A 14,297-nucleotide genomic window follows, 5' to 3' on the forward strand; every position below is an offset into this window, starting at 1 on the left:
TTGGTCCTTGTGATCGCTCGATGAGCGTCAACCCTGCGACGGGAAGACGCCGGCCCACGCGATGCAGAAGCGCGCGACCAATGACGGCATGGTGTTGTCGTGCGGCTGGTTGCCCCCCGCGGGACCGACGGCTGCCGGCGCCAGGAGGCCGCCGGAGATTCCGGCGATGCTGTTCGTGTACAGCGTGTCGCCGCTGACCGAGCCGAGCTGGAGATTGGCGGCCGGCGCGGTCCCGCTCGCCGCCGAATTCGCGGCATAGAAGGCGTGGGTATGCGCAGGCATCTGACTGGAGATCAGCGTGACCGATTCGGTGCCGGCCATCTGTCCGAGTACATAAGTGCCCAGCCCTAGTCCCGTGCCCTGGTGAATCGGCACGCGGCCGCACAGGTTCGGCAGGCCGAAGGTGTTCACCCCGTCGCCACCGTAGGTGGTGCCGAGCAGGGTGTACAGCACCTCGTATTCAGAGATGGGCAGCAGGCGTCCGTCGCAGTCGAACCAGCCGTTCGGCGCGAAGTTGTAAGGAAACAGGCGGACTTCCCCGACATAAGGTTGGGACATGGCAGGAACTCCGGTCAGCTGCGCGAGGGATAGACGCCATTGAGCGCGATGCAGAAATTCAGCACCGTGTATGGCTGCAGGTTGGGATGCGGCAGCGTCTGGCCGGCATTGGCGAGCACATTGAGCGGAATCTGAGGACCGCCGGTGCTGCCATAGACCTTCTGCGCGCCCGTCCCGCCGAGCAGGACGTTGCCGGCAGGAATACGTGTGCCGCCGGCGGTCGTGGTCCCGCTGAAACCGTGGGTGTGCGCGGGAATCTGCGTGGGCAGCAGCGTGACGTTCTCGACGCCGCCGATCTGGCCGATATCCGCGCCGTTGGTGGAACCTACCGGCGTGCGGCTGCGCAGATCGGGAAGCTGGAAATTCGTGGTGCCGTTGCCGCCGTAGTACGTGCCCAGCAGCGAGAACAGCGCCTGGTTCTGCGCGATCGGCAGCAATTGCCCGCCGCAGAATGCGAATCCCTTGGGCGCGAAATTGAACGCCACGGGCATGACCTGCCCGAGAAAGGGTTGTGACATGAGTTTTCCCCCTTGGTTGTGCCGGCGATTAAAGAGCCCCTGGCCGGATCGCTTAAATGTCGCGCGAGGGCGGCATCTTGACAAGCACTTCGTGCGCAAGGTCACAATATTGCGTTGCTTGCCCAAGGAGGGTAAGCACTTAGGGGAAGGTGCAGGACCGCCAGGCAAGGCTCACAGCTGTCCGGCGGAGGGGGTCCGGTACCGCGGCTGCTCGTTCACGAGCCACGGCAGCTTTCACATTGGCGCCGCCAGGCGCCCGCCCGTTGGGAAGACGGGCAAGCAGGGGACAAGTCATGTGGCATACGGAGTCGAAGCATCGCGACGCGATGCGCCATGGGCTCGGCCGTAGCGTATTCGGCCGTTGGACAGCTTTCCTGTTGCTATGCGTCATGCTGGCGGCGCCAGGAATAACGCGTGCTGCATGTGCGACGTTCACGCCTTCCAATGCGAGTGCCGGATCGCCGATGCCCGCGGGCGGCACCATCATCATCGATGCTTCGTCATGCCAGGCCGTAGCCGGTTTCGGCATCAACGACGTGACGACGCCGGCGCAGCACGGCACGGCGACGACGACCAATCATGGCGCCTCCAAGATCACCTACGTCAACAGCGGCGATGGCGCCACCACGGATACGTTCGCGTTCGACGACGGCTCCGGCACCCACAACGTCCTCGTGACGCTGTACATCCAGCCCGCGACTTCGCCGATCACGATCTCGCCGGCGACCATGCCGTCGGGTACGGCAGGCGTTGCCTATGCGGGCGCTACGCTGAGTGCATCCGGTGGCACCGCGCCCTATACCTTCGCAGTCACCAGCGGCTCCTTGCCTTCCGGCCTGACGCTCACCGGCAACAGCATTTCCGGCACGCCCACGGCGCAAGGCACGTTTGCGTTCGCGATCACCGCGACCGACAGCGCCGCCACCCCGGTCACCGGCATGGCGAGCTACTCGATCACGGTCGCCCAAGCGAACATCACGATTACCAATACGCCGACTAACGCGGTGATCGGTTCGCCCTACAGCTTCACGCTGATCGCGGCTGGAGGAACGGCTCCCTACACTTTTGCGATGGACAGCGGCTCCACGCTGCCGCCTGGCCTGGTGCTGGCGAGCAACGGCACGATCAGCGGCACGGCCACTACCCAGGGCACGACGAACTTCTTCGTGCGCGTGACCGACAACAGCGGGTTCTTCTCGGGCAACGCCCTGTCGATCAACGTAGTGACCCTGCCGCCCCCGGTCGCCAACCCGGTCAGCGCCACCGTCGCCTACAACAGCACCAACAACCCGATCACCCTCAACATCACCGGCGGCGCGCCGGCTTCCGTCGCCGTCGGCACGCAGGCCGCGCACGGTACGGCCACCGCGAGCGGTACTTCGATCACCTACACGCCGACCGTAGGCTACGCAGGTCCCGACAGCTTCACCTACACGGCGACCAATGCGACCGGCACCTCGGCACCGGCCACGGCGACGATCACCGTCTCGCCCCCCACCATCACCTACACGCCGTCCAGCCCGACCGCCGGCACCGTCGGCGTGGCGTACAGCCAGTCGGTCGCCGGCGCCAGCGGCGGCGCGACGCCGTACAGCTACACCATCGCCTCCGGCGCCCTGCCGGCCGGCGTCACGCTGGCGAGCAACGGCACGCTTTCGGGCACGCCCACGGCGAACGGCACGTTCAACTTCACCGTGCGCGCCACCGACAGCAGCACCGGCACCGGTCCGTTCAACAAGGTGAGCGGCACGCTGACGCTGACCATCGCCGCGCCGACCATCAACTACGCGCCGACCAATCCGCTGCCGGCCACGGTGGGTACCGCCTACAGCCGCTCGCTGGCGAGCGCCACCGGCGGCACCGCGCCGTACAGCTACACGATCGCTTCCGGCAGCCTGCCGGCGGGCATCACGCTGGCCAGCAACGGCACGCTGTCGGGTACGCCGACCGCGGGCGGTACGTTCAACTTCACCGTGACCGCCACCGACAGCAGCGGCGGCACCGGTCCGTTCAGCGCCACCAGCGGTGCACTGACGCTGACGGTGAGCGCGCCGACCATCACCCTCGCGCCGGCCTCGCTGCCCGACGCGACGGTGGCTGGGGCCTATTCGCAGAACGTGACGGCTTCCGGCGGCACCAGCACGTACACCTATGCGGTGACCGCGGGTTCGCTGCCGCCGGGCCTGAGCCTGAGCAGCAGCGGTGCGATCACCGGTACGCCTACCGGCGCCGGCACCTACAACCTGACCATCACCGCGACCGACAGCAGCACCGGCACGGGCCCGTACACCGGCAGCAGTCCTTATGCGCTGACGGTGAACCCACCGACGCTGACGCTGACGCCCACCTCCGGCACCACCATCAACGGCACGGCCGGCGTGGCGGTAAGCGGCAGCTTCACCGCGGCCAACGGCACCTCGCCCTACACCTATGCGGTGACCGCGGGCGCACTGCCGCCGGGTGTGACGCTGTCGTCCACCGGCACGCTGTCCGGCACGCCGACCGCGGCCGGCAACTTCAACTTCACGGTGCAGGCAACCGACAACTCCACCGGCACCAACGCACCGTTCCATGTATCGAGCAGCTACACGCTGGCCATCGTCGCGCCGACCATCACGCTGTCGCCGGGCAGCCTGCCGGCACCGTCGGTGGGCGTGGCCTACAGCCAGGCGATCACCGCCTCCGAAGGCCATCCGACCACGTTCACCTACCACGTGAGCGCCGGTGTACCGCCGGCAGGCCTCAGCCTGGACGGCAGCTCGGGCGTGCTCAGCGGCACGGTGACCGCGGCGGGCGCCTACAGCTTCACCATCACCGCCACCGACAGCGGCGGCTTCACCGGCAGCCAGGCCTATAGCGGCGTGGTGGGTGCGGGCACGGTGGTGTTCACTTCCGCCGCACCGGCCAGCGGCACGGCGGAAGCGGCTTACAGCCACACCTTCACCGCCAGCGGCGGCACGCCGACGTACACCTACGCGCTCAGCGTGGGCACCTTGCCGGCAGGCCTGTCGCTGTCGTCGAGCGGCGTGCTGTCCGGTACGCCGACGGTGGCCGGCACCTTCAACTTCACCGTGCAGGCGACCGACAGCAGCACCGGCACCAACGCGCCGTTCACGGCGACCCAGCCGGTCGCCCTGGTGCTGGCCGCGCCGACGGTCATCGTGGCGCCGTCCACGCTGCCGGCCAGCACCGGCGGTGTTGCCTACAACCAGACGATCACCGCGAGCGGCGGCAACGGCACCTATATCTACAGCCCCTCCGCTGGCGCGCTGCCGCCTGGCATCGGCCTGACCAGCGGCGGCGTGCTGTCCGGCACGCCGACCACGGCCGGCACCTACAACTTCACCGTCACCGCCACCGATGGCCACGGCTTCACCGGCAACCAGGCCTACACGTTCACGGTGAACGCGCCGGCCATCACGCTCACCCCGTCCACGCTGCCGGCGGGTTCGGGCGGCGTCGCCTACAGCCAGACGATCACGGCCAGCGGCGGCAACGGCGGCTACACCTTCAGCCTCTCGGCGGGTGCGCTGCCGGCGGGCATTGCGCTGAGCAGCGCGGGCATCGTGTCGGGTACGCCGACCACGCCGGGCACCTACAACTTCACCGTCAAGGCCACCGACGGCTTCGGCTTCACCGGCAGCCAGGCCTACACCGTCACGGTGAATACGCCGACGATCGTCATCACGCCGACCACCCTGGCGGCGTTCACCGGCAGTGTCGCGTACAACCAGCCGCTGACTGCGAGTGGCGGTAACGGCGGCTACACCTTCAGCCTGCTCTCCGGTGCGCTGCCGCCAGGCATCGCGCTGAGCAGCACCGGTGTCATCAGCGGCACGCCGACCACCGCCGGCCCCTACAGCTTCACCGTCAAGGCGACCGACGGCTTCGGCTTCAGCGGCAGCCAGGCCTACACGGTGACGGTGAACGCGCCGGCCATCACCTTCACCCGCACCACCTTGCCGGGCGGCCAGGTGGCGGTGGCCTACAGCCAGACGGTGAGCGCCACCGGCGGCAGCGGCAGCTTCACCTACAGCCTCACGACCGGTGCGCTGCCGCCCGGCATCGCGCTGAGCAGTGCGGGCGCGATCAGCGGCACGCCGACCGCGGCGGGCAACTACAGCTTCACCGTCACGGCCACCGACACCAACGGCTTCACCGGCAGCCAGGCCTATACGGTGGGCATCAACCAGCCGGTGCCGGTGGCGGTGAACGACACCGCCACCACGCCGGCGAACGCGCCCGTCACCATCAACGTCACCGCCAACGACACCGGCCCGATCACCAGCATCGCGGTGGCGCAGGCTCCGGCGCACGGTGCGGCGACGGTGAGCGGCCTCAATGCGGTGTACACGCCGGCGACCAACTTCTTCGGCACCGACACCTTCACCTACACGGCCACCGGCCCCGGCGGCACCTCGGCGCCCGCCACGGTGACCGTCACCGTGACGCCGCTGGCCGTGCCGGTCGCGGCGGCGCAGAGCGGCACCGTGCTGGCCGGCCAGTCGGTCACCATCCACGCCACCGCCGGCGCCACCGGCTCGCCGTTCACCGGCGTGGCCATCACCACGCCGCCCGCCAAGGGCACGGCGGCGGTGAGCGGCACCGACATCGTGTACACGGCGCCGCAGGATGCGTCGGGCGCGGTGGGCATGGACTACACGCTGTCCAACCCGTTCGGCACCTCCACGCCGGCGCACATCACCGTTACCGTGAATCCGATCCCGCTGCCGGCGGCGTTGACCGCCAACGTGGTGGCCGGCCGCACGGTGCAGGTGGACCTGACCACGGCGGCACACGGCGGTCCGTTCACCGGCGCCACGCTGATCTCGGTGTCGCCGGCCGCGGCGGGCAACGCGCACATCCACAACAGCGGCACCTCGGGCTACACGCTGGAGTTCACCGCGGCCAACAGCTACAGCGGCCAGGCGCAGGTCAGCTACACGTTGAGCAATGCCTACGCCACCTCGGCCACGGCGACGGTGAACATCACCGTGACCGGCCGCAGCGACCCGTCGAAGGACGCCGAAGTGCTGGGCATCCTGCAGGCGCAGGCCGATTCGGCACGCCGCCTGGCGGTGGGCCAGATCGACAACTTCCAGCGCCGCCTGGAAACCCTGCACACCGGCGCCGGTGGCGGCGGCTTCAGCAACGGCATCAGCTTCAGTTCGGCCAGCGCACGGCAGAACCGCGATCCGATGGCGGGCCTGCGCGGCCGCGACGACGACTGGGGCCGCCGCTTCCTGGTGCAGCCGGACGAGCCGACGCCGGGCCAGGGCCAGCGTTCCGGTGCCGCGGGCCAGCCGGGTACGTGGTCGGTGTGGACCGGCGGCGCGGTGAACTTCGGCAAGACCTTGCCGGGCAGCAGCAGCAACGGCATCGACTTCACCACCTCGGGCGTGAGCCTGGGTGCGGACCGTGCCTTCGGCGACAACTTCGCGGCGGGTGTGGGCGTCGGCTACGGCCACGACTCCTCCGACGTGGGCAAGCACGACAGCCGCAGCACGGTCGACGCCTACAGCGCGGCGGTGTACGGCAGCTACCGCCCGGTGCCGCTGGTGTATGTCGACGCGCTGATCGGCTACCAGAAGATGTCGTTCGACTCGCGCCGCTACGTCACCGACAACGGCAACACGGTGACCGGCAGCCGCGACGGCAAGCAGTACTTCGCCTCGCTCTCGGTGGGCTACGAGCACCGCACCGAGGACGGCATGCTGATCTCGCCGTACGGCCGCTTCGACTTCGCCCGCGCCACGCTCGACAGCTACACCGAGCACGGCGACAACGTCTACGCGCTGCAGTACGAGCGCCAGACCGTGAAGACCAGCACCGGCGTGCTGGGCCTGCGCGCCCAGTGGATGGTCAAGCGCGACTACGGCGTGTGGATGCCGCAGCTGCGGGCGGAATTCCGCCACGACTTCCAGGGCGCAAGCATCGCGGCGATGCGCTACGCGGATCTGCTGGGCGGCCCGCTGTACCAGGCGGCGCTGGGCAACACCAACCGCAACCACACCCTGGTGGGCGCGGGCGTGATGCTGCAGACGCTGAAGGGCTGGTCGATGCGGCTGGAGTACCAGAACCTGCTCGACAACAGTACGCGGGACAACCAGTCGATCCAGCTGGGCGTCGAGAAGAAGTTCGATCCGTAAGATGAAGGGCCGCGGGTGCAGTGCACCCGCGGCCACGCTCGTCATTCCGGCGCGGGCCGGAATGACGGTGGTCAGGGGGCGTCGCGAGTACGCCCGCCATGCCGCACCGCGGCGAATCGATAGCATCCCTATCGTCTGAACAAGCCCGCGCTGTACCGATCGCACGGGATCGCTGCCGCACACTACGGGCATGCCGATTCCGCCGCCGACCCTCCATGCGTAGCAAGCTGTTCGTCCCCGGAGGGCGGCCGGAGCTGTTCGCCAAGGCGCTGGCCGGCGAGGCCGATGCGCTGTCGTTCGACCTCGAAGATTCGGTAACGCCCGAACTCAAGGGCGCCGCACGCACCGCCGTCGCGGCCTTCCTTGCCACCGAGGCGGCGCGGCAATCGCCCAAGCTGATGATCGTGCGCACCAATGCGCCATCCACCCCTTACTTCAACGACGACGTGGAAGCGGTGGTGGGCGACGGCGTCACCCTGATCAACCTGCCCAAGATCGAATCCGCCGAGGAGGTGCGCGCGGCGGTGGACATGATCGCGCGGGTGGAAGCGGCGCGCGGCTGGCAGCGACGCACGCGGCTATTGGTGAATATCGAGACACCGCGTGCCCTGGCCCGGGCGGCGTCGATTGCCGGCGCGCATCCGCGCGTGGCGGGGCTGCAATTGGGGCTGGCGGATATGTTCGAGCCGTATGGCATCGAGCGGCACGAGCTGGCCAATGTGCAGTCGGTGCTGTTCACCATGCGCATGGCCGCGGCGCAGGCGGACGTATTTGCGCTCGATGGCGCCTATGCCGACGTCGCCAACAGCGACGGCTACCGTGCCGAAGCCGCGCTCGCGCGCCGGCTCGGCTATCTCGGCAAGAGCTGCATCCATCCGCGCCAGGTGGCGCTGGCCAACGAAGCGTTCGCCGTCTCCGAGGCGGAGATGGAAAGCGCGCGCCGCATCGTCGAAGCCGCGCGCGAGCCGGGCAACCAGGGTCGCGGCGCCTTCATGGTCGATGGCAAGATGGTCGACCTGCCATTCCTGAAACGGGCGCAGGCGCTGCTCGCCGCGGCGCACAAGCCGTGACGGCGGCGCGCCCGGCGCAGGAATCCGTTCCGCGACGACCGTATCGAGAGGCCCGGCGCCACGTGTTCCGTTTGTGCCTGTTCTGCCTGGCCTGGCTGCTGCTGGCGCTGCCGCTGCATGCCGAAAGCCTGACGCCGCTGCGAACCGCGGACTTGCCGCCGCTGGCCACCGCGCAAGCGCTGGTCGGCATGGCGGTGATCGATGGGCAGACCGTGGCGGTGGGGCAGGGGCAGGCATGGCGGCTCGACGCGGCAGGCAAGCGCTGGTTCGCACTGGCATGGCCCGCGGCGACACCGAACGCCGTGTCTCTGATCCAGGATGGCACCCGCGCTTATCTGCTGTGGCAGGAGCAGGGACGCACGGCCCTGGTTGAACTGCATCTGCGCAACGATCGCTTCGACGCGACTGGACTCCCCGCGCTGCCGGCGGCATTGGCGGATCCGCACGGCGCCGTTTCCGCCGATGCGCTGTTCGTTGCCGGCACGGTCGACGGCAAGGCGCGCGCATGGCGAGCGAATCCTGCCGATCCCCGCGCCGGATGGACCGATATTCCCGCATGGCCCGGCAACTCGCCGGCGCTATCCCTGGTCGCGCAAGGCTCCAACCTGTTCGTCGCCGTCGCGCACGACGGCAAACAGCAACTGCTGCGCTGGTCGGCTACGAAAGGCTGGACCGAAGCCACCACCGTTCCCGGCACGCTGCTACCCGCCACCCCGCGCGCGCTGGGCCAGGCCCATCTGCTCTATCTGGTCGGCACGCCGGAAGGCGCGCGCCCGATGACGTACCACGGCATCACCGGTTCCTGGGCCACGCTGCCCGGTGCACAACCGGCGAACGATGCGCTGATGGCCGCATCTCAAGACGGCTTCACCTGGGCCCAGCGCGACGGCGCCGGCTACGCTATCCACACTGCGCAGCTGCAGTCCGGCAAGCTCCTGCTGAAGTGGCTGGACTGGGTGGTGATCCTGGTCTATCTCGCCGCGATGTTCGGCATCGGCCTGTACTTCTATCTGCGCGAGAAGCGCAACAACACCGCGAACTTCTTCGTCGGCGGCCGCAGCATTCCGTTCTGGGCGGCGGGCGTAAGCCTCTATGCGGCCAATACCAGCTCGATCAGCTTTATCGCCATCCCCGCCAAGTCTTTCGAAAGCAACTGGACTTACCTCACCAACAATCTGATCGCCGTGCTCGGCCTGGCTTTCGTGGCGGTGTGGATCGTGCCGCTGCTGCGCCGTCTCGATCTGATGTCGGTGTTCTCGTATCTGGAAACGCGCTTCCATCCGGCCATCCGCATGCTGGCCAGCGCGCTGTGCATCGTGACCCAGATCGGCAGCCGCATGAGCGTGATCCTGTTCCTGCCGGCGCTGGCCATCGCCACCATCACCGGCATCAGCGTGAGCTTGAGCGTGGTGATGATGGGCGCGTTCACCATCGTCTACACCGCGATGGGCGGCATGAAGGCGGTGATCTGGACCGACTTCGTGCAGGTGCTGGTGAAGATGGGCGGCGCGCTGTTCGTGATCGGCTTTATCGTGTGGCATCTGCATGGCGGAGTGGGGCAGTTCATGCACACCGCCACCGCCAACCACAAGATGCACCTGCTCGACTTCAGCTTCGACCTGACCAAGGCGACGGTCTGGGGTTTTCTGTTCCTGGTGCTGTTCGACGTGGTGCTGACCTTCCCCAAGGACCAGGTGCTGATGCAGCGCACCTTGTCGACTGAGTCGGACAAGGAGGCGGGCCGTTCGATCTGGATGTTCGCCGCGATCATGATCCCCGGTGGCTTCGTGTTCTATCTGATCGGCACGGCGCTGTTCGTGTTCTACAAGGACAACCCGGACCGCCTGAATCCCTTGCTGCCCATCGATGCCACTTTCCCGCTGTTTATCGCGGCGGAACTGCCGATGGGCGTGACCGGCCTGATCATCGCCGGCATCTTCGCGGCCGCGATGGCGACGCTGTCGGGGATCATGAACAGCGTGGCGACGCTGATCTCAGTCGACTTCTACGAGAAGCTGGTGAAGAACCCTTCGCCGAAGAAGAGCGTGCTGATGGCGGAGATCATGACGGTCGCGGTGGGTCTGGTCGGCATCGCCACGGCGCTGCTGCTGTCGCGTTTCGATATCCACTCGCTGTTCGACGTATCGATCGAACTGGCGGGCTTGCTGGGAGGAGGCTTTGCGGGTGCCTATACGCTGGGGATGTTCACCCGGCGCGCGAACTCGCCCGGCGTGGCGATCGGCATCGCCTCGAGCATCGTGCTCACCTTGATCGCCTGGTCCTTCCACCTGGTGCATCCGTATTTCTATCTGGCCATCTCCATCCTGCTGTGCATCGTGATCGGCTATCTGGCGAGCCTGCTGTTTCCGGCGCCGACGCGTTCGCTGGAGGGGTTGACCATCTATTCCCGCAAACCGAACCGTCCGGCGTAGGTTGGGGTGAGCGCAGCGAACCCCAACGATGCGAGGCGCCTGGCCATGTTGGGGTTCGCTGCGCTCACCCCAACCTACGACTCTTGACGGATGCTGAGGCGCTCTCCCATCGTTCCCTCGGGGGCAAGACCGATGAGGGCGGCACGTGGAAACGCAATTCCTGAATACCTTTGTCACCGTCGTCGACCAGGGGTCGATGGCGGCGGCGGCGCGCGTGCTCAACGTGACGCCGGCAGCGGTGGCGCAGCAGATCCGCACGCTGGAGCGTGAACTCGGCGCCACGCTGATCGCGCGCGTGGGCCGCACGGTGAGCGTCACCGAACAAGGCTCGCGCATTCTCGAACGCGCGCGCGAACTGCTGCGCAGCGTCTCCGACCTGCGCAGCGTGGCCAACGACAGCGCCGTGTCGGGCGAGCTGCGCCTGGGTGCCTGTCCCACCGCGCTGGCCGGCATGCTGCCGGACGTGCTGGCGCGCATGGTCGACGCCTTCCCGCGGATCAACGTCTTCATCAAGCCCGGCTATTCGGTCGATCTGTATCGCGCCGTGGAAGCGGGCGACCTCGATGCGGCGGTGGTGCTGCAGGCGCCGTTCCCGCTGCCCAAGACCTGCGAATGGCTGCTGCTGCGCGAGGAACCGCTGATCGTGCTGGCGCCGAAAAGCATGGCCGGCCGCGATCCGCACGAGCTGCTCGCCACCCAGCCGCTGATCCGCTACGACCGCAACCAGTGGGGCGGACGCCAGGCCGACGACTATCTGCGCGCGAACGGCATCGTGCCGCGCGAACGCTTCGAACTGAACGCACTCAATGCGATCGCCGTGATGGTCGACCGCGGCCTGGGCGTGTCTCTGGTGCCGGACTGGGCGCAGCCGTGGCCGGAAGGCCTGCAGCTGGCGCGCCTTCCGCTGCCCAACCCCGCGGTGCCGCGGCGCATCGGCATCGTGTGGTCGCGCTCCAGCGTGCGCGTGCGCCTGGTCACCGTGCTGCTGCAGGAAAGCCGCAAGGCGATGCAGGCCAGACTGCGCTGAGGCAAGCACGTTGCGTGCTGCAACGCCGCATACATCCGCTTCCTTCGTAAGCAACAAAAACTAGCCTCTGAACATAGTCCGCGACGGTTCTACGCCGACAGCGAAGCGCATAGGCTCGCTCGCAATCCAACGTGGTTGCAGTACAGCCGCCGCAAGCGGTTCGCATAAGAAGACATGGGCCGTCGGGACGCCTGGGGGAGGGCGTCGCCAGTTCGAAGACGAAGCACCGTCCCCGGCGCGCCACGCGCGCCGACCCGCCGCAAGGCGGTACCAAGACGAGACAAGACATGATCAAGCCACTCACCGCCGCCATCAGCGGCATCCTGCTGGCCTACGCCGTCGGCGCGCCGGCGCAGGATGCGCCCGCCGCTGGCGCCGCGCCGGCCGACAGCAGCACCAAGAAGGACAGCAAGGACAATGACGCGGTCAACCTGCAGCAGGTGATCGTCACCGGCACGCGCAGCCCCAAGGCGATCGACGAGATCCCGGGCGCGATCACCGTGGTATCGAAGGAAGAAATCCAGCACACCTTGCTGGTGACCGAGGACGCGACGGCGGTGCTGGCGCGCTCGGTGCCGGGCTATGCCGAATCCTCGCAGGCCATGAGCAATACCGGCGAGACCTTGCGCGGCCGCATTCCGCTGCGCCTGTTCGACGGCGTGCCGCAGGGCTCGCCGCTGCGCGAAGGCACGCGCAACGGCACGTTTACCGATATGGGCATCGTCGGGCGCGTGGAGGTGATCAACGGTCCGTCCGCTTCCGAAGGCATTGGCGCGGCCGGCGGCATCATCAACTACATTTCCAAGACGCCGACCAAGGACGGCGACGAAGTCACCCTCACCACGCGCTACCAGACCCAGGCCCACAGCGACAGCGAAGGCTGGAAGGTCGGCGCCACCTATTCGCACAAGCAGCAGGAGTTCGATGCGCTGGTGGCGGCCTCGTATATCGACCGCGGCATCAGCTACGACGGCAACGGCCGCCGCATCGGCCTGAACACCAGCGGTTCGCTGGCCGATTCGGAAACCAAGAACCTGTACGCCAAGGTCGGCTTCAATTTCGGCGCGGACAACGAGCAGCGCCTGCAGGCCAGCGTCAGCCGCTTCCGCATCGAGGGCAAGGGCGAGTACGTGCAGGTGCTGGGCTGCCGCGGCCCCACCGACGACCCGCCGTGCGCGGTGCCGCGCACCAATACCTCGGAGAAGGGGCATATCTTCGGCGCCAAGGATGCCTTCAACGACTTCAAGCAGTACCAGCTGCAATACACCAACGACAAGTTCTTCGGCGGCTACCTGGACATCAACGCCTACAAGGCCGACCAGTCCATGCGCTACCTGCCGGAGAACACCGAAGACAAGCAGGATCCGTTGATCGCCCCGCTCGGCACGCTGTACGACCAGTCGGAAATCGTGGTGCACAAGAAGGGACTGCGCACCTCGTGGACGCGCCCGGACATCTTCAACGTCACGGGCCTGGAGCTGCACACCGGCATCGACTTCGGCAAGGACCAGGCGCAGCAGCGCCTGGCCCTGACCAACCGCCTGTGGGTGCCGCCGATGAACTACAAGAGCGTGGCGCCGTATGCGCAGCTGTCCTGGGATGTCGGCCCGGTGACGCTGAGCGCGGGCTACCGCCGCGAGGACGATAAGCTCACCGTCAACAGCTATACCACCACGTATTACCGCAACCGCGTGTTCGTGCAGGGCGGCAGCCTGAAATACAAGGAAGGGCTGAAGAATTTCGGCGCGATCTGGCGCGTCAACGACCAGTGGTCCACCTTCCTGTCCTACAGCGAAGGCTTCACCCTGCCGAACATCGGCATCCCGCTGCGCAATATCAATACGCCCGGGCAGTCGGTGGACAAGATCCGCGACCTCAATGCGATCGTGTTCAAGAACTACGAGGGCGGCTTCAACTGGCATGGCGAGCATGGCGCGTTCGGCGCCACCCACTATGTGTCGAAGTCGCCGTTCGGTTCCTCGCTGGCGGTGGATCCGCATACCACCGACTTCATCCTCAGCCGCGCGCCCGTGCGGATCGAAGGCACCGAAGTTACCGGCGAATGGCGCTTCGACCGGGACTTCAAGATCACCGGCCTGTACTCGCATATCCGCGGCAAGACCGCGTTCTGGTCGGCCGATCCGGCCGGGCGCTATGGCTCGGGCGGCTTGAACAAGCCGCTGGGCGTGCTGGATATCAATCCCGACAAGTTTGCGGCGGCGGCCACGTGGAAGTTCCTGCCCAACGCCGATGCCACGCTGGGCTTCACCACGCTGTTCAGCCGTCACGTGTCCGGCCAGGACACGCGCGCTTATGACGGCGCGCAGTTCAGCTACTCAGAACAGACCAAGGGCTACACCCTGTTCGACCTGGGCGTGAACTACGACCTCGGCAAGCACGGCAAGCTGTCGCTGGGCGTGGAGAATCTGTTCAACCGGCAGTACATCCTCAGCTGGTCGCAGCTGGCGGGCTACCAGAATTACTGGGCGGGCCGCGGGCGCATGACTTCGCTGACGTACACCGTCACGCTGTGACGAGGTGGT

General features: G+C 67.4%; 7 protein-coding genes. 5 read left to right on the forward strand and 2 right to left on the reverse strand.

Going from position 1 to position 14,297, the window contains the following annotated elements; genetic code table 11:
- Nucleotides 1-27 precede the first annotated feature (27 nt).
- Complete coding sequence (locus tag KK141_RS17560; RefSeq protein ID WP_214571092.1) at nucleotides 28-558, reverse strand: tail fiber protein; 531 nt, start codon at nucleotides 556-558, stop codon at nucleotides 28-30.
- 14 nt (nucleotides 559-572) lie between these two features.
- On the reverse strand, nucleotides 573-1,076 hold the full coding sequence (locus KK141_RS17565; protein WP_214571091.1) for a tail fiber protein: 504 nt from the start codon (nucleotides 1,074-1,076) through the stop codon (nucleotides 573-575).
- Between the two features lie 464 nt (nucleotides 1,077-1,540).
- Between KK141_RS17565 and KK141_RS17570 the strand changes: the two genes are divergently transcribed.
- The 5 genes from KK141_RS17570 (at nucleotide 1,541) to KK141_RS17590 (ending at nucleotide 14,288) form a co-directional block, all read left to right on the forward strand.
- Entirely contained in the window at nucleotides 1,541-7,225 is a 5,685-nt protein-coding gene (locus KK141_RS17570) for a putative Ig domain-containing protein (RefSeq protein ID WP_250901836.1), read from the forward strand.
- Nucleotides 7,226-7,440: 215 nt separating this feature from the next.
- Nucleotides 7,441-8,295: a CoA ester lyase gene (locus KK141_RS17575; protein ID WP_214571089.1), complete on the forward strand. Its 855-nt coding sequence runs from the start codon at nucleotides 7,441-7,443 to the stop codon at nucleotides 8,293-8,295.
- 62 nt (nucleotides 8,296-8,357) lie between these two features.
- The gene (locus KK141_RS17580; protein ID WP_345777577.1) at nucleotides 8,358-10,727 is read left to right on the forward strand and encodes a sodium:solute symporter; all 2,370 of its coding nucleotides are present in this window, start codon (nucleotides 8,358-8,360) and stop codon (nucleotides 10,725-10,727) included.
- Between the two features lie 145 nt (nucleotides 10,728-10,872).
- Nucleotides 10,873-11,754, forward strand: coding sequence for a LysR substrate-binding domain-containing protein (locus KK141_RS17585; RefSeq protein WP_214571088.1), 882 nt, complete (start codon nucleotides 10,873-10,875; stop codon nucleotides 11,752-11,754).
- Between the two features lie 287 nt (nucleotides 11,755-12,041).
- Nucleotides 12,042-14,288 carry a TonB-dependent receptor gene (locus KK141_RS17590; RefSeq protein WP_214571087.1) on the forward strand — a complete coding sequence of 749 codons (2,247 nt, stop codon included), beginning with the start codon at nucleotides 12,042-12,044 and terminating at the stop codon, nucleotides 14,286-14,288.
- The last annotated feature ends 9 nt before the right edge of the window (nucleotides 14,289-14,297 follow it).

The sequence above is a fragment of the Dyella sp. LX-66 genome (assembly GCF_018599165.1).
GTDB lineage: Bacteria > Pseudomonadota > Gammaproteobacteria > Xanthomonadales > Rhodanobacteraceae > Dyella_D > Dyella_D marensis.